This window comes from Croceicoccus pelagius, from assembly GCF_001661915.1.
GTDB lineage: Bacteria > Pseudomonadota > Alphaproteobacteria > Sphingomonadales > Sphingomonadaceae > Croceicoccus > Croceicoccus pelagius.
Window position 1 is genome coordinate 33,107 of record NZ_LYWY01000009.1, and the last position, 14,510, is coordinate 47,616.

The 14,510-nt window shown below is 64.1% G+C and carries 20 protein-coding genes; 13 read left to right on the forward strand and 7 right to left on the reverse strand.

Translation table 11 applies throughout. The features are described from left to right. Positions 1 to 39 precede the first annotated feature (39 nt). The 6 genes from A9D15_RS02145 to pspF form a co-directional block, all read right to left on the reverse strand. Positions 40 to 576, reverse strand: coding sequence for a DUF1697 domain-containing protein (locus A9D15_RS02145; protein ID WP_066761369.1), 537 nt, complete (start codon positions 574 to 576; stop codon positions 40 to 42). A 98-nt stretch (positions 577 to 674) separates the two neighbouring features. After that, a complete protein-coding gene (infB, locus tag A9D15_RS02150) occupies positions 675 to 3,272 on the reverse strand; it encodes a translation initiation factor IF-2 (RefSeq protein ID WP_066761370.1) in 2,598 nt (865 codons plus the stop codon). 87 nt (positions 3,273 to 3,359) lie between these two features. After that, positions 3,360 to 4,106, reverse strand: coding sequence for a DUF448 domain-containing protein (locus A9D15_RS02155; protein ID WP_066761374.1), 747 nt, complete (start codon positions 4,104 to 4,106; stop codon positions 3,360 to 3,362). Further along, a complete protein-coding gene (gene nusA, locus A9D15_RS02160) occupies positions 4,087 to 5,739 on the reverse strand; it encodes a transcription termination factor NusA (protein ID WP_066761376.1) in 1,653 nt (550 codons plus the stop codon). The genes A9D15_RS02155 and nusA overlap by 20 nt, the downstream gene beginning before the upstream one ends. Before the next feature lie 2 nt (positions 5,740 to 5,741). Beyond that, positions 5,742 to 6,317, reverse strand: a complete 576-nt coding sequence (gene rimP / locus A9D15_RS02165) for a ribosome maturation protein RimP (protein ID WP_066761378.1) — start codon at positions 6,315 to 6,317, stop codon at positions 5,742 to 5,744. 163 nt (positions 6,318 to 6,480) lie between these two features. Continuing rightward, positions 6,481 to 7,509 carry a phage shock protein operon transcriptional activator gene (gene pspF, locus A9D15_RS02170; RefSeq protein WP_066761380.1) on the reverse strand — a complete coding sequence of 343 codons (1,029 nt, stop codon included), beginning with the start codon at positions 7,507 to 7,509 and terminating at the stop codon, positions 6,481 to 6,483. Positions 7,510 to 7,663: 154 nt separating this feature from the next. On the opposite strand from pspF, the gene A9D15_RS16370 reads away from it, so the two are divergent. The 10 genes from A9D15_RS16370 (at position 7,664) to A9D15_RS02215 (ending at position 11,476) form a co-directional block, all read left to right on the forward strand. Beyond that, complete coding sequence (locus A9D15_RS16370; RefSeq protein ID WP_156521614.1) at positions 7,664 to 7,822, forward strand: hypothetical protein; 159 nt, start codon at positions 7,664 to 7,666, stop codon at positions 7,820 to 7,822. Continuing rightward, the gene (gene pspA, locus A9D15_RS02175; protein WP_082924203.1) at positions 7,819 to 8,718 is read left to right on the forward strand and encodes a phage shock protein PspA; all 900 of its coding nucleotides are present in this window, start codon (positions 7,819 to 7,821) and stop codon (positions 8,716 to 8,718) included. Before A9D15_RS16370 ends, pspA begins: the two co-directional genes overlap by 4 nt. Positions 8,719 to 8,721: 3 nt before the next feature. Continuing rightward, positions 8,722 to 9,015: an envelope stress response membrane protein PspB gene (pspB, locus tag A9D15_RS02180; RefSeq protein ID WP_066761382.1), complete on the forward strand. Its 294-nt coding sequence runs from the start codon at positions 8,722 to 8,724 to the stop codon at positions 9,013 to 9,015. Then, positions 9,012 to 9,386 (forward strand): envelope stress response membrane protein PspC, encoded by a 375-nt coding sequence (gene pspC / locus A9D15_RS02185; protein ID WP_066761385.1) that lies wholly within the window; start codon positions 9,012 to 9,014, stop codon positions 9,384 to 9,386. The genes pspB and pspC overlap by 4 nt, the downstream gene beginning before the upstream one ends. 31 nt (positions 9,387 to 9,417) lie before the next feature. Continuing rightward, positions 9,418 to 9,711 (forward strand): hypothetical protein, encoded by a 294-nt coding sequence (locus tag A9D15_RS02190; RefSeq protein WP_066761386.1) that lies wholly within the window; start codon positions 9,418 to 9,420, stop codon positions 9,709 to 9,711. A gap of 6 nt (positions 9,712 to 9,717) precedes the next feature. After that, the gene (locus A9D15_RS02195; protein ID WP_066761387.1) at positions 9,718 to 10,041 is read left to right on the forward strand and encodes a hypothetical protein; all 324 of its coding nucleotides are present in this window, start codon (positions 9,718 to 9,720) and stop codon (positions 10,039 to 10,041) included. Then, a complete protein-coding gene (locus A9D15_RS02200) occupies positions 10,038 to 10,298 on the forward strand; it encodes a hypothetical protein (RefSeq protein WP_066761388.1) in 261 nt (86 codons plus the stop codon). Before A9D15_RS02195 ends, A9D15_RS02200 begins: the two co-directional genes overlap by 4 nt. A gap of 28 nt (positions 10,299 to 10,326) precedes the next feature. After that, a complete protein-coding gene (locus A9D15_RS02205; RefSeq protein ID WP_066761389.1) occupies positions 10,327 to 10,554 on the forward strand; it encodes a hypothetical protein in 228 nt (75 codons plus the stop codon). A gap of 40 nt (positions 10,555 to 10,594) precedes the next feature. Further along, positions 10,595 to 11,017, forward strand: a complete 423-nt coding sequence (locus A9D15_RS02210) for a SufE family protein (protein WP_066761391.1) — start codon at positions 10,595 to 10,597, stop codon at positions 11,015 to 11,017. A 243-nt stretch (positions 11,018 to 11,260) separates the two neighbouring features. Continuing rightward, positions 11,261 to 11,476 carry a hypothetical protein gene (locus A9D15_RS02215; RefSeq protein ID WP_066761393.1) on the forward strand — a complete coding sequence of 72 codons (216 nt, stop codon included), beginning with the start codon at positions 11,261 to 11,263 and terminating at the stop codon, positions 11,474 to 11,476. A gap of 70 nt (positions 11,477 to 11,546) precedes the next feature. Here the strand turns inward: A9D15_RS02215 and A9D15_RS02220 are convergent, their stop codons facing one another. Beyond that, positions 11,547 to 12,083 (reverse strand): sterol desaturase family protein, encoded by a 537-nt coding sequence (locus tag A9D15_RS02220; RefSeq protein ID WP_066761395.1) that lies wholly within the window; start codon positions 12,081 to 12,083, stop codon positions 11,547 to 11,549. Positions 12,084 to 12,151: 68 nt separating this feature from the next. Between A9D15_RS02220 and leuC the strand changes: the two genes are divergently transcribed. The 3 genes from leuC to A9D15_RS02235 are packed head-to-tail and all read left to right on the forward strand — an operon-like array spanning position 12,152 to position 14,509. Then, positions 12,152 to 13,579, forward strand: a complete 1,428-nt coding sequence (leuC, locus tag A9D15_RS02225; protein ID WP_066761397.1) for a 3-isopropylmalate dehydratase large subunit — start codon at positions 12,152 to 12,154, stop codon at positions 13,577 to 13,579. A 1-nt stretch (position 13,580) separates the two neighbouring features. After that, a complete protein-coding gene (locus A9D15_RS02230; RefSeq protein WP_444542332.1) occupies positions 13,581 to 13,985 on the forward strand; it encodes a GFA family protein in 405 nt (134 codons plus the stop codon). After that, positions 13,982 to 14,509: a DNA-deoxyinosine glycosylase gene (locus A9D15_RS02235; RefSeq protein ID WP_066761401.1), complete on the forward strand. Its 528-nt coding sequence runs from the start codon at positions 13,982 to 13,984 to the stop codon at positions 14,507 to 14,509. Before A9D15_RS02230 ends, A9D15_RS02235 begins: the two co-directional genes overlap by 4 nt. Position 14,510: the final 1 nt, after the last annotated feature.

The window sequence follows — 14,510 nt, forward strand, 5'->3', positions numbered from 1 at the left end:
ACAAGGGCGGGCCTCGCGGCTCGCCCTTTTTCTTTCGTGTCAGGTCATCTTTTCGTGAATGCGCCTTAGCGAGCTCATGTTGCGGCCAGTCACCTGCCGCTCAAGCCGCCGTTCGATGAAGGCACCGGTCAGCTTCGAATTGCCCACGCTCTCGATATAATCGACGTAGATGCAGCCCTCGCCCATCGCCATCCGCTCCGGCCCGCGGCCCTCATAGGCCTCGACCATCGCCTTGAACTTTGCAGGGTCCGCCGGTTCGTCGAGGAAGAGCGTGTGGACCATCTTGTCCTCGCCCTCTCCGTGGAAGGGATTGTCCTCGAACGCGGCCCGCACTTCGTCCGCATTGCGCACGGCAGCGAAGGTGGCAAAGCCGAAGCGGTCCTTCACGATGAAGGCCAGCATTTCCGACAGGCCGTCCGACGGGCGGTCGTCGAAGGAAAACAGTACGTTGCCGCTGGCGACTACGGTCTCGACGTCCTCCAGGTCCTCCCGCTCCAACGCGTCGCGCAGGTCGGTCATCTTCAGGCGGTTTCCGCCGACGTTCATGCTGGCGAAGAAGGCGCAATAGCGGGGCATTCTTGCTCTCCGATAAATCAAATTTGGCCGTCGGAATGAAAACGGGGCGCCGGACCTCAAGCCCGGCGCCCCGCTTCGTATCAGATTGATCGGCGCGATCAGAGAACGCGTTCGCGTTCCTCGACCTCGAAGACTTCCAGCTGGTCACCAGCCTTGATGTCGTTCGTGTCGGTCAGCACGACACCGCATTCCAGGCCTGCGCGGACTTCTTCCACGTCGTCCTTGAAGCGCCGCAGCGAAGCGATCGTCGTTGCCGAGACGATGACGTCGTCGCGGGTAAGACGCGCGAAAAGACCCTTGCGGATGACGCCTTCCTCGACGAGCAGACCGGCGGCCTTGTCCTTCTTGCCGGCCGGGAAGACCTGCTTGACCTGCGCACGGCCCACGACGTGCTCGATCCGCTCGGGACCAAGCTCGCCCGCCAGCTCCTTCGTGATCTCTTCCGTGAGGTGGTAGATCACGTCGTGGTACATCAGCCGGACCTTGTCCTTATCCATCTGCTGACGCGCCTTGGCGTTGGGACGCACGTTAAAGCCGATGATCGGCGCGCCGGTCGATGCGGCAAGCGTCACGTCGCTTTCCGTGATCGCGCCCACGCCCGAGTGCAGCACGCGGACCTTGATCTCGTCGTTCGAGATCTTGGCCAGCGCATTGGTGATCGCCTCGACCGAGCCTTGGACGTCGGCCTTGATGACGACGGGGTATTCGATGACGTTGCTCTTCAGCGCCGAGAACATGTTCTCGAAGCTGGCCGGAGCCATCGTCGTGCGTTTCTCGTTCGCCTTCTCGGTACGATAGGCCGAAACCTCGCGGGCGCGCTGCTCGTTCTCGACGACCGAAAGCTGGTCACCGGCATTCGGCACGCCGCCGAGGCCGAGGACCTCGACCGGCATCGAGGGGCCGGCTTCCTTGATCTGCTTGCCCTTGTCGTCGTGCAGCGCACGGACACGGCCGCTTTCGGTGCCGACGACGAAGATGTCGCCGCGGCGCAGCGTGCCGCGCGTGACGAGCACGGTGGCCAGCGGCCCCTTGCCCTTGTCGAGCTTGGCCTCGATCACGGTCGCCTCGGCGTCGCGGTCGGGGTTGGCCTTCAGTTCGAGCAGTTCGGCCTGCAGGTTGATCGCTTCGAGAAGCTTGTCGAGACCCTGCTTCGTCTTCGCCGAAACCTCGACGTCCTGCACGTCACCGCTCATCGCCTCGACCACGATCTCGTGTTCAAGCAGACGCTCGCGGATCTTCTGCGGCTTGGCTTCGGGCTTGTCGCACTTGTTGATCGCGACGATCATCGGAACGCCAGCGGCCTTCGTGTGATTGATGGCCTCGATCGTCTGCGGCATCAGGCCGTCGTCGGCTGCTACGACAAGGATGACGATGTCGGTGACGTTGGCACCGCGCGCACGCATCTCGGTAAACGCCTCGTGTCCGGGCGTATCGAGGAAGGTGATCTTCTGCTTGTCTTTGGTGGTGATCTGGTAGGCGCCGATGTGCTGCGTGATGCCGCCAGCCTCGCCGCGGGTCACGTCGGTGCCGCGCAGCGCGTCCAGCAGGCTGGTCTTGCCGTGGTCGACGTGGCCCATGATCGTGACGACGGGCGGACGCGCCTTCAGCGACTCTTCCGGATCGACGTCCTCGGTCGTGTCGATGTCGACGTCGGCCTCGGACACGCGCTGGATGTTGTGGCCGAACTGTTCGACCAGCAGTTCCGCGGTGTCCTGGTCGATCGTCTGGTTGACGGTGACCATCATGCCCAGGTTGAAAAGCTCCTTCACGAGGTCGGCGCCCTTCTCGGCCATGCGCTGTGCCAGTTCCTGCACCGTGATCGCCTCGGGGACGATAACGTCGCGGACCTGCTTCTCGCGGGGCTGACGCGAACCGCCGCCACCGCCGTGGATGCGGCGTTCCTTTTCACGCGCACGCTTCAATGCGGCGAGGCTGCGGGCACGGCGGCCTTCGTCCTCGTTCAGCGCCTTGGAAACAGACAGCTTGCCGCTGCGGCGACGGTCGGGCTTGGCTTCGGCCGAACGGTCGTCGCGCTTTTCGGCGCCGCGAGCAGGCTTCTTGGCTTCCTTCTCGGCTGGCGGGCGCTTGGGCTCGGGGCGCTTGACGGGCGTGAAGCGGCGCGGCGCGGGCGAAGCCTCGTCGCCGGTGTCGTCGCTTCCTTCCGTGGCGGGAGCTTCCTCAGCCGTGGGTTCTTCAGCCTTGGGTTCCTCAGCCTTGGGCTCTTCCTTGGGCTTCGCGGCCGCGGCCTTCGCCTCGGCGGCGGCAGCCTTCTCGGCTTCTTCCTCGGCCTTGCGGTTGTCCTCGGCGCGCTGCTTCTCTTCTTCGAGAGCGCGCTGCTTCGCTTCCTGCTCGCGACGGTTGGCCTCTTCCAGCGCGGCAAGGCGTGCCTCTTCGGCCTCGCGCAGCAGGCGGGCCTGCATTTCCTGGCGGCTCTCGCGCGATGCGGCGGGCTTGGGCGCGGGCGTCGGGGCCGGTGCCGGCGCAGGCGCAGGGGCCTTCGCCTCCGGCTCGGGCGCAGGGGTCGGCGTGGGCGCGGCGGTTTCGCCGGGCTTCAGGATCTTGCGGCGACGCTTGACCTCGACCGCAACCTTGTTGGTACGGCCGTGGCTGAAGGTCTGCTTGACCTCGCCCGCGTCCACCGAGCGCTTGAGGCCAAGCGGCTTGCGGGTCCGGGGGGTGTCGTTGGTATCGCTCATACGGTCAAAACGTCCTTCAAAAATTCTTCATATCGTCCACCGTTCCAACGCAACTGGATCGGCGTCATGCATCGGTGTTCCCGGCCGCTATGCGGCGTGGCCCTCTCTGGGGCCCTCCACGGGCGGGTCGGCACCGATGGGCGGGCTGTCTTGTCCCGTGTCACGGGGCCTGAGGAAACGCGCCAATCGTGCCAGCTGGGCATCAACACGCCGGGCGGCGGCACGATCGGTCAATGCCAGGTGGACGACATTCTCGCGGCCCAATGCCACAGACAGAGCCGCCCGGTCCAGTGGCAAGCGCACGCCCGTTTTTCCGGTCCCTTCCGCATTGCTTCCCACGCGCCAGGCCTGGTCCAGCCGCTTCGACCCGTCTTCGCCCGCATCGGATGCATGGCCAAGCCAATTCACGCGGCCCGAACGGGCCTGTTCGGCAATGCGATCGGACCCTGCAAGCACATTGCCCGAACGCCACTCGATCCCGAGCCTGTCGGCAAATGCGCGGCGCAGGGCCGCTTCGGCAAGATCGGGAAGATCCGCAGGTATCGACAGGGGGGCACCCTTGAACCCGCGGGCCAGCGCACCCTTCAGATGGCCCTTTGCGATCGATTCTTCAAGTTCTTCGCGGCTGACGCCGATCCACGCGCCGCGGCCCGGCGCCTTGGCATGGGCGTCGGGCAGGACCTGACCTTCGGGACCGATAGCGAGACGCAGCAGGCGTTCGCGCGGCTCGGTGCGCCCGGTCAGGACACAGCGGCGTTCCGGCGCGCTCTTGGCAGAGCGCACCGTTCCGTCATCGAAGCTGTCGGTTAGCGGTTCATTGTGAGGATTCCGCATCGGCGGCCTCCTCTGCTGCGGGAACGGCAGCTTCTGCCGGCTCCTCGTCTTCGAACCAGTGGGCGCGGGCCGCCATGATGATCTCGTTGCCCTGCTCTTCGGAAAGGCCGAATTCGCCCAGCACGCCGCCCTTGTCGCCTTCGCGCACGTTGCGCTTCAGCGGCGGGCCGTCCGTGTTGCCCCGGCGACGCGGCGCCTCGCGCTTCTTGGCGATGAGTTCGTCGGTGGCGAGATCGGCCAGATCGTCGAGCGTCTTGATGCCGCCCTTGCCCAGCACGACCAGCATCTCCTCGGTGAGGTGCGGGATCTCGGCCAGCGCGTCCTCGACGCCAAGCTCGCGGCGCGCTTCGCGGTAGGTCGCCTCGCGGCGTTCCAGCGCTTCGATGGCACGCGACTGAAGTTCCTCGGCGAGTTCCTCGTCGAAGCCTTCGATGCCGGCCAGCTCGTCGCGTTCAACGTAGGCGACTTCGTCCAGTTCGGTGAAGCCTTCGGCGACGAGCAGCTGCGACAGCGTTTCGTCGACGTCGAGTTCTTCCTCGAACATCTTGGAGCGTTCGGCGAATTCCTTCTGGCGCTTCTCGCTCGATTCCGCCTCGGTCATGATGTCGATCTGGCTGTCGGTCAGCTGCGAGGCGAGACGCACGTTCTGGCCGCGGCGACCGATGGCGAGCGAAAGCTGGTCATCGGGAACGACGACTTCGATGCGGCCTTCTTCCTCGTCAAGGACGACGCGGCTGACGGTGGCCGGCTGCAGCGCGTTGACGATGAAGGTCGCGGTATCCTCGCTCCACGGGATGATGTCGATCTTCTCGCCCTGCAGTTCCTGCACGACGGCCTGGACGCGGCTGCCCTTCATGCCGACGCAGGCGCCGACGGGGTCGATCGAGCTGTCGTGGCTGATCACGCCGATCTTGGCGCGGCTGCCCGGATCGCGGGCGGCGGCCTTGATCTCGATGATGCCGTCGTAGATTTCGGGCACTTCCTGCGCGAAAAGCTTCTTCATGAACTCGGGGTGGGCGCGCGACAGGAAGATCTGCGGGCCACGGTTCGAACGCTCGACCTTGGAAATCCATGCGCGGATGCGTTCGCCGACACGGGCAACCTCGCGCGGGATCTGCTGGTCGCGGCGGATGATGCCTTCGGCGCGGCCGAGGTTCACGATCACGTGGCCGAATTCGACCGACTTGATGACGCCGGTGATGATTTCACCCGCGCGGTCCTTGAATTCCTCGTACTGACGCTCACGCTCGGCATCGCGGACCTTCTGGAAGATCACCTGCTTTGCCGACTGGGCATCGATACGCCCAAGATCGACCGGGGGCAGCGGATCGACGATGTAGTCGCCGACGACTGCCCCTGCCTGCAGCTTCTGGGCCTGCTCGACCGAGACCTGCTTGAAGTAGTCCTCGACCTCTTCGACGACTTCGACGACGCGCCACAGGCGAAGGTCGCCGGTGTTCGGGTCAAGCTTGGCGCGGATGTCGTTTTCCGCGCCATAACGGTTGCGGGCGGACTTCTGGATCGCCTCTTCCATCGCCTCGATGACGATCGACTTGTCGATCATCTTCTCGTTCGCCACCGAGTTGGCGATGGCGAGCAGTTCGGCACGATTTGCGGAAATCGGGCTGGCCATTATCAGTCTTCCTGTTCCTGAAGATCGTCTTCGGTTTCGATGATTTCATCCGCGCCAGTCGTGTCCAGCGGCACGGTGGCCTTGATCAGCTTGTCGGTAAGGACGAGCTTGGCCGAATGAATGGTGGCAAGCGGGATTTCGACCCGCCCGTTCTTGCGGTCGTCGACGACGACGTTATCGCCTTCCAGACCGATGAGGTCGCCGTGAAACGTGCGGCGGTTGCCCGTCGGCGCTTCGGCGTCCTTGGAAATGTTGATGCGCGCCTCGTGGCCTGCCCAGTTGGCGTAGTCCTTGGCGCGGGTGAGCGGACGGTCGATGCCCGGGCTGCTCACTTCGAGGCGGTAGGCCCCCTCGATCAGGTCGTCGCCGGCTTCTTCCCTCGCGTCCAGCGCGCTGGAGATGCGGCGGGAAAGCGCCATGCACTGGTCGATCACCAGCTGGCCCGTTGCCGGGTCTTCTGCCATGATCTGCAGGGTGCGTTCGTCGTCCTGGCCGAACAGTTTCACGCGCACGAGGTCGAAGCCGGAAGCCTTTACTTCCTGCTCGATCAGGTCGGTAGCACGTGCGATGTCGGTCATTCTGTCTCCGGTTGTCAGGCCCTGTATGCATGCGAGAAATCGTGCCGGGGCGCATCCGCTCCGGCCCGGCCTTGCTTGCGACAATGTCGGGATGAGTCGCCAACTAGGCGCTTTGCGCGCGATTTACAAGTGTGTGTTGGGGGGCGGTCCGGCCCGCTCGCGATCAGGTTGCGGATATCTCGTGCTTCTTCATGCAGTGGCGCAGCTGGTCGTATGTCACGCCCAGCGCCTCTGCCGTCTTGCGCTGGTTCCAGCGGTTGCGGTCCAGCGCGGCCTCAACGATCGCCTTTTCGTGGCCGTCGACGGCGAGGCGCAAGTCGGTCACTGCGGAATAGTCGAAAGCGGGCTTCCTGACTGCGGGTGCCGAAGCGGCAGCGGTCGCTGCGGTCGGTTGCGCAACGGGCGAGGATTTTGGTGCCCAGGGGCTGTCGAAGGGGTCGAACACCACCTCACCGATCGGCAGGTCCCACATGTCCCAGCGATAGACCGCGCGTTCGATCACGTTGCGCAATTCGCGCACGTTGCCGGGCCAGTCGTGATCTTCCAGATCGTCCATCACGCTGTCGGAAAAGCCCGGCCACTCCTCCCAGCGGAGTTCTGCGGCCATGCGGCGGCCGAAGAAATCGGCAAGGACCAGCACATCCCCCTCACGCGCGCGCAGGGGCGGGAGAGTGATGACCTCGAAACTCAGCCGATCGAGAAGGTCGGCGCGGAATTTGCCCTGTTCGGCAAGGGCGGGAAGATCCTCGTTCGTGGCGGCGACGATGCGCACGTCGACCCGCTTGGGCCGCGAAGAACCGATGCGCGTAACCTCGCCATATTCGACCGCGCGCAGCAGGCGTTCCTGCGCCGCCATCGACAACGTGCCCAGTTCGTCGAGGAACAGCGTACCGCCGTCGGCTTCCTCGAACCGGCCTTCGCGCACTTTCGTGGCGCCGGTGAAGGCGCCTGCCTCGTGCCCGAACAGTTCGGCCTCGATCAATGTCTCGGGTAGGGCAGCGCAGTTCATGACGACCAGCGGTTCGCCCCAGCGATCAGACAGGCGGTGGAGGCGTTCCGCGATCAGTTCCTTGCCCGTACCGCGCTCACCGATGACGAGCACCGGGCGCGAGAGCGCGGCGGCTCGGCTGGCGCGTTCAACCGCGTCGAGGATCGACTGCGACTGTCCGACGAACTGGTTGTCCCGCTCCATACCCAAACATTAGCGAAAATTCCCAAGTGCTGGCAATATCCCCAAATGTTGATATGGCGGAAAAACTACTCAATACATTGATATCGTTTTATAAATTTGAATTGGCACGCCTCTTGCTGAATGCTTGGTGAACCCGTTTGGAGGAAGGGACACCATGTTCAACCGTCTTGCAAAGCAAAGCCCCGTAGCCTGGTCCTCGATGGCCAGCCTCGTGGCCATGCTGTCGCTCAACGTCTTCGCGCTGAGCCAGCAGCTGCACGAGGCCCCGCAGTTCGCTGCGCCGGCCACGATCGTCGAGGGGTCGCTGGCATGAGCGAGCCGTTCGACCTCGAACCCGAACGCGAGGAAAAGCGCCGTCGCGCCGCTCGCGTGACGACCCGTGACGAGCGTGCCTCATCGCGGATCGACAGCGAGGTCGCACGGCTTCGGAATGGTAACAAGAGCGGCAACAGGGCCGAGGGCGAATACGCCGTCCGCCCCGAAGGCCGCAGGAACATGGACATTAGCCAGTATGGAGCGCCGTTGATGGGCATCTTTTCCCGCACCCGTGACATTATCGCCGCGAACTTCGCCGACCTGATCGAAAAAGCCGACGATCCCCACAAGATGATCCGCATGATCATTGTCGAGATGGAAGAAACGCTTGTCGAGGTTCGCGCCAGCGCGGCCCGTACAATCGCCGACCAGAAGGAAATGCAGCGCCACCAGCTTCGCCTGGAAAAGCTGCAGTCCGACTGGGGCGAAAAGGCGGAACTCGCGCTTTCCAAACAGCGCGAGGATCTTGCCCGCGCCGCTCTCGTCGAAAAGCGCAAGGCCGGCGACCTGTCGACCCAGCTTCGCGCCGAGATCGACCTGCTCGACGAAAGCCTGCGCTCTTACGAGGAGGATATCTCCAAGCTGCAGGGCCGCCTTCGCGAAGCCCGCAGCCGGCAGAGCCAGATCGCAGCCCGCCTTGAAAGCGCGGAAAACCGCTTCAAGCTGCGCTCGCTGCTTTCGACCGAGCGGGTGGACGAGGCGATGGCCCGGTTCGACCAGCTCGAACGCCGCGTCGATTACGCCGAGGGCCGCGCCGAGGCGGTCAGCCTGTCGCAGGCCAAGGGCGAGATGAGCCTCGCTGAACAGATCGACGCCCTCAACATCGACGACACCGTCGATGCCGAACTCGAAGACATGAAGCGCGCCCTGAAGGGCAACGCCAAGGAGGACTGAGCCGTGGACATCGAATTTCTTGCCGTACCCATCCTGTTCATCGCTCTGCCGTGGCTCGTGCTTCACTACGTAACCAAGTGGAAGACCGCGCCGAAGCTGACCGACGGTGACGAACAGATGCTGGAAGAGCTCTACCAGCTCGCCCGCCGCCTCGATGCCCGCATGGACACTGTCGAACGCCTCGTCGCTGCCGACAGCCCGGAATTCGAAGCCCCGCGCCTGATCGCGGACAATGCTGACGACAACGCGACGCTCGCCGAAATCGAGCGCAAGCTGAAGGAAAGGACTTCACGATGAACACGCCCCGCACCCGCTTTTATCGCAACAAGGCGGAAGGCAAGTTCCTGGGCGTATGTTCGGGTATTGCCGACTATACCGGCGTCGACGCCATCTGGATCCGCCTCGGCTTCCTGGTCGCCATGTTCACGCTGGGCTGGCCGATCCTGGTCTACTTCGCGATCGGCATGTTCGCCGAGACGAAGCCAACCGCGCTCTATGCCGACAAGCAGGAAGAGAAGTTCTGGCAGGGCGTGCGCCAGTCGCCTGCCCGCTCGGCCCGCGAGGTCCGCAGCCGCTTCCGCGAAATCGACCGCCGCCTTGCCCGCGTGGAAGAGCACTACGTCGACAACAACCGCGCGCTCTCGGCCGAGATTGAGAGCCTGCGTTGATCACACGAATTTTCGAAGGGGAAACTCGAAAATGGACGCTCAAATATTCGCACTCCTGATCCCGCTGGCCCCGTTCATGCTGGGCGGCCTGTGGATCTGGACCAAGCACAAGCAGAAAGAGCTGCAGATGACGAGCGAGCTTTCCGCAGAGAAAGCAGCCCAGTACGCGCAGCACACTTCGCAGCTCGAAGAACGGGTCCGCGTCCTCGAACGCATCGTCACCGACAAGGGCTATGACCTTGCCCACCAGATCGAGGCTCTGCGCGGCGAGGACAGCGACCGCCGCCTGAACGCCCCCATCGAACGTCCGCGCCACGAGGTCTGATAAACCATGAACGAACTGATTACACCCGCCGTGCTCGGCATCGGCATCGTCGCGATGAGCGCGGCCTGGATCATCAACACCGCCATCCGCGTGCGCCACGGCTATCCACTGGAAAACAGCTGGGGCCGGTCGGTTTATCCCAAGAAGGACGCCGAAACCGCCGAACGCCTGAAGCTGATGACGCAGGAAAACGCCCAGCTTCGCGCAGAGATCGGTTCGGTGAAGGACCGGCTGGCCAATGTCGAACGGATCGTCACCGACAGCGGCTATCACCTGACGCAGGAAATCGAACAACTTCGCCTGTCGGGCGAAAAGGAGAAGATGCAGTGAGTTTGTGGACTGCCATCGTCGTCATCGTGGCCATTGTCGTCATCGGCCAGGCGATCCGCTCACGCCACAACTCGGCGGCGGGCTTCGGCACCGACGACGGCGGCAACCCCGTGCCGCGCGCCGACACCGGACGCGAGCGCGAACTGGAAGACGAGGTCTCGGAACTGAAGGAGCGGATCAAGGTGCTGGAGCGGATCGCATATGACGATCGCAAGCGGCTGGGCCTTGCCGACGAGATCGAAAGCCTGCGCGACTGAGCGCCAACGCAAGGAAGGGGAACAGCACATGGCTTATGAAATCTTGACCGTCGCGATCGCCGCCCTTGCCGCTGTCGCCATCGTCACCATGGCCGCACTACGCGGCTGGCAGGGATATCTCGCGCTGCGGATGCAGGAGATCGGCCACACTGACAGCAGGCCCGGTGAAGGGATGCCCGCCGCCCGCATCGAGCTGGCGGATCTGAAGGAACGCGTCCGGCAGTTGGAAGCTATCGCAGCCGGCGTCGAACTATGAAGCGTTGATCGATCGCGCGCGGCTCGCTAGCGGGTGGGCCATGCGATCGATCGACGACATTGCCGAAGAGTACGAGTTCCTTGAAGGGGACGAACGCTACCGCCTCCTCATCGAACTTGGCCGCGAGCTCGAGCCCATGCCCGACGCGCTCAAGACAGAGGCGACGCAGGTCAAAGGATGCTCAGCCGCGGTATGGGTCTATCCCACCCGTGTCGGCGAAGGCAGCGAGGAGAAGCTGCACTTCCTCGCCGATAGCAATGCCGCCATCACCAAGGGCATCGTCGCTCTCGTCATTTCGGCGGTGCAGGACCGTCCGGCCAGCGAAGTGGCAAAGACCGACATCGCAACCTGTCTCGACCCGTTCGATCTGAAGAACCAGCTTTCGTCGAACCGGACGCAGGGTGTGCCCAACATGATCGCGCTGATTCGCGAAACGGCAGCCCGGATCGCGTCCGAAAGCTAGGTTTTCCGCGCTTTTCACGCTGCACCCGCGAACTGGATCGGTCATTTTCACGCCTTACCCCGCCAAACGGGCGCCTGACCTCGCACGCGCAACATAAGTGCGCGAAAGGCGGGACTCCACGCATCAATCGTGCTACAAGCGGACTCGGCGCGCGAGTACATCCAATTACAAGCAAGCCTTCACCAGACCCGTTCACCCAAGGACGGGCCGATGCCAACATGTCTGCCGAGGGAGAGCGGCACCATGGAAGACTTCAACAGCCTCCTGCTCAATGAGCAGGTCGAGCTGATCCGGGCCCAATGCGCCAAGACGCAAGCGGAACGGATGCAGCACTGCAGGGAAGCGGAAAGCTTCGGAAGGCAGATTGAAAATCATGCCTTTCCGTATCGTTCAGTCGCCCAGAACGGCCGTCGGCTGTTCGACGCGCACAGCTACGACTACCTGCTGACGACGCATTGAGCAGGCCAATCTGAAGGGGCGCGCACGGGCCGGAGCCAAGCCGGTCTTGCGCGTCCCTTTTCCTTTGCAGTCAGAGCGATGAAGTCTGGTCGCTGACCTGCGACTTGCGCAGTTGTGCCTTGCCCAGTCGTTTCTGGCGCATCAGGTCCTGCTTCAGCCTGTCGGGATGGCGCGCGATCACGAAGCCGAAGCTGACGCCGCCCTCCTTGCCGTGGGTCGCATGATGCAGGTGATGCGCCTGAACCAGTCGTTTCAGATAGCCCTTGCGCGGAACGTACCGGAACCACCGCTGGTGGACGAGCCCGTCGTGGATCAGAGTGTAGATCACGCCATAGACGAGAATGCCCATCCCGATCCACGTCGCAGGCTCCCACGCGCTGTCACCCATGACGAGCGGACTGCCGAGCGCGAACATCGAAATGCTCATCGCCGCGCCGACCAAAGCGTAGAGGTCGTTCTTCTCGAAGAAGTTGTCGTGCCGCTGGTGATGATCGCGGTGCCAGCCCCAGCCGAAGCCGTGCATGATGTACTTGTGCGAAACCCAGGCGACGAATTCCATCGCCGCGGCGCTGGCAAGCACGATCAGTATCTTTTCGGTCAGACCCATGCTGCCCTGATACTCGCCTGCGCAATGGCTTGCAATCGGCGGCGCGGACGCGCAAATGCGCGCTCATTATGACCGAAAAAGCGCGCACTCTTTACGAGAAGATCTGGGACGCCCACGTCGTCGAACGTCGGGACGATGGCACCTGCCTCATCTATATCGACCGTCACCTCGTCCACGAAGTGACCAGCCCGCAGGCCTTTGAGGCGCTTCGCGTTTCGGGCCGCAAGGTGCGCCGCCCCGATCTCACGCTTGCTGTGCCCGATCACAACCTGCCCACGACCGCGCGCCGCGATGCCGCAGGCAACCGCGTGCCGATCGCCGATCCGCAAAGCGCGCAGCAGTTGGCCGCACTGGAACGCAATGCGCCCGAATTCGGTATCCACCTCATCGGCGATGCCGATCTTGAACAGGGCATTGTCCACGTCGTCGGCCCCGAACAGGGCTTTTCGCTGCCCGGCACCACGATCGTCTGCGGCGATTCGCACACCGCTGCCCACGGCGGTCTGGGCGCTTTGGCCTTCGGCATCGGCACGAGCGAGGTCGAGCACGTGCTCGCCACGCAGACACTTTTGCTGAAACAGTCCAGAACGATGGAAGTTCGCGTCGAAGGCAAGCTGGGTGCGGGCGTCACGCCCAAGGACGTCGTCCTGCACGTCATCGGCGTCATCGGCACCGCCGGCGGCACCGGCCACGTTATCGAGTTCTGCGGCTCCACGTTCGAGGACATGAGCGTCGAGGGCCGTATTACCGTGTGCAACATGGCGATCGAAGGCGGCGCGCGTGCCGGCCTGATTGCGCCCGACGAAAAGACTTTCGCTTATGTAAAGGGCCGCCCGATGGCCCCCACCGGCGAGGACTGGGACAAGGCGCTGGCGTGGTGGAAGTCGCTTCCCACCGATGCGGGCGCGACCTTCGACAAGTCGGTCCACATCGACGCTGCCGACATCCAGCCGACCGTGACCTGGGGCACCAGCCCCGAAGACACTGTAGCCATCGGCGGCGTGGTCCCCGATCCGTCCAGCTTTGCCGACCCGTCGAAGCAGAAGGCCGCACAGGCCAGCCTTGATTACATGGGCCTGACGCCGGGCACGAAGATGGCCGACATCCCGGTCGAAAACGTCTTCATCGGGTCCTGCACCAACAGCCGTATCGAGGATCTTCGCGCCGCTGCCGACGTGGTGCGCGGGCGCAAGAAGGCTGCTGGCGTGAAATGGGCGATCGTCGTCCCCGGCTCGGGTCTCGTGAAACAGCAGGCCGAGGAAGAAGGTCTCGACAAGGTCTTCATCGATGCGGGGCTCGAATGGCGCGAACCCGGCTGTTCGGCTTGTCTTGCCATGAACCCGGACAAGGTGCCCGCAGGCGAACGCTGCGCATCGACCAGCAATCGCAACTTCGTCGGCCGTCAGGGCCCGGGTGCCCGCACCCACCTGCTCAGCCCCGCGATGGCGGCGGCGGCGGCGGTAACCGGCCACCTTACCGACGTCCGCGAGCTTTGAAGTGAAAGGGCACTGCGCCTGCGGATCGGTTACCGTGACGCTGGCGCGCAAGCCCGACTACGTGAACTTCTGCAACTGCTCCGCCTGCCGCCCGATGGGCGCGGGCTGGGGCTATCTCGCGTCGGGCGAAGTCGAGATCGCGGGCAATATGGCCGAATTCGGCCGCACCGATGTCGAGCGCTGCCTGACCTTCCACTTCTGCCCTGCCTGCGGTTCGACCGTCGCGTGGACGCCTTACGGCGACCATGAAGAGGAAAGGATGGGCGTGAACATGCGCCTTTTCCCGCTGGACGAAGTGACCGGCATTCCCGCGGTCTGGTCCGATGGCCTTGCCATGACCGACGACAGCGACACGCCGACGACGCGCACCGGCCACGGCACGATGGGCGACGGCAAGGCGTTCTGACCCGCAAGTCCTCTTTTCCGCCCGTAGTCAGGGCCGATACCCGCCTGCTCCTGCTCGGCAGCCTGCCGGGTGAGGCCTCGCTTCGGGCCGAGCGGTATTACGCGCACCCGCAGAACCGGTTCTGGCATCTGGTCGGCGCGGTAATCGGCGCGGACCTCCCCGCCATGGAATACGATGCGCGGCTGGCGATCCTGCTCGATCACGGCATCGGGCTCTGGGACGTGGTGAAAAGCGGACGGCGCGAGGGAAGCCTTGATACCGCGTTGCGCGAGGTGGAGGGCAATCCGCTTGCCGATCTGATCGCGGACCTGCCTGACCTTGCCGCGATCGGCTTCAACGGCGGCACTGCCGCGCGGATCGGCAGGCGGCTGATCGGGACCGATACGCCCCTTGCCTTGATCGATCTTCCGTCAAGCAGCCCTGCCTTTGCCGCGATGAGCCTTGCGGAAAAGACGGCAAGGTGGCTTGCACTTCGCCCGTTTCTGACCGAGCGCAAGGACAGCAGTCGCGAAACCGGCGCATGAT

What these genes read in the sequence shown, in the direction of transcription:
- A9D15_RS02145 (WP_066761369.1), bottom strand. Translation starts at nt 576, where the DNA reads ATGCCCCGCTATTGCGCCTTCTTCGCCAGCATGAACGTCGGCGGAAAC.
- infB (WP_066761370.1), bottom strand. Translation starts at nt 3,272, where the DNA reads ATGAGCGATACCAACGACACCCCCCGGACCCGCAAGCCGCTTGGCCTC.
- A9D15_RS02155 (WP_066761374.1), bottom strand. Translation starts at nt 4,106, where the DNA reads ATGCGGAATCCTCACAATGAACCGCTAACCGACAGCTTCGATGACGGA.
- nusA (WP_066761376.1), bottom strand. Translation starts at nt 5,739, where the DNA reads ATGGCCAGCCCGATTTCCGCAAATCGTGCCGAACTGCTCGCCATCGCC.
- rimP (WP_066761378.1), bottom strand. Translation starts at nt 6,317, where the DNA reads ATGACCGACATCGCACGTGCTACCGACCTGATCGAGCAGGAAGTAAAG.
- pspF (WP_066761380.1), bottom strand. Translation starts at nt 7,509, where the DNA reads ATGGAGCGGGACAACCAGTTCGTCGGACAGTCGCAGTCGATCCTCGAC.
- A9D15_RS16370 (WP_156521614.1), top strand. Translation starts at nt 7,664, where the DNA reads ATGTTCAACCGTCTTGCAAAGCAAAGCCCCGTAGCCTGGTCCTCGATG.
- pspA (WP_082924203.1), top strand. Translation starts at nt 7,819, where the DNA reads ATGAGCGAGCCGTTCGACCTCGAACCCGAACGCGAGGAAAAGCGCCGT.
- pspC (WP_066761385.1), top strand. Translation starts at nt 9,012, where the DNA reads ATGAACACGCCCCGCACCCGCTTTTATCGCAACAAGGCGGAAGGCAAG.
- A9D15_RS02190 (WP_066761386.1), top strand. Translation starts at nt 9,418, where the DNA reads ATGGACGCTCAAATATTCGCACTCCTGATCCCGCTGGCCCCGTTCATG.
- A9D15_RS02195 (WP_066761387.1), top strand. Translation starts at nt 9,718, where the DNA reads ATGAACGAACTGATTACACCCGCCGTGCTCGGCATCGGCATCGTCGCG.
- A9D15_RS02205 (WP_066761389.1), top strand. Translation starts at nt 10,327, where the DNA reads ATGGCTTATGAAATCTTGACCGTCGCGATCGCCGCCCTTGCCGCTGTC.
- A9D15_RS02210 (WP_066761391.1), top strand. Translation starts at nt 10,595, where the DNA reads ATGCGATCGATCGACGACATTGCCGAAGAGTACGAGTTCCTTGAAGGG.
- A9D15_RS02215 (WP_066761393.1), top strand. Translation starts at nt 11,261, where the DNA reads ATGGAAGACTTCAACAGCCTCCTGCTCAATGAGCAGGTCGAGCTGATC.
- A9D15_RS02220 (WP_066761395.1), bottom strand. Translation starts at nt 12,083, where the DNA reads ATGGGTCTGACCGAAAAGATACTGATCGTGCTTGCCAGCGCCGCGGCG.
- leuC (WP_066761397.1), top strand. Translation starts at nt 12,152, where the DNA reads ATGACCGAAAAAGCGCGCACTCTTTACGAGAAGATCTGGGACGCCCAC.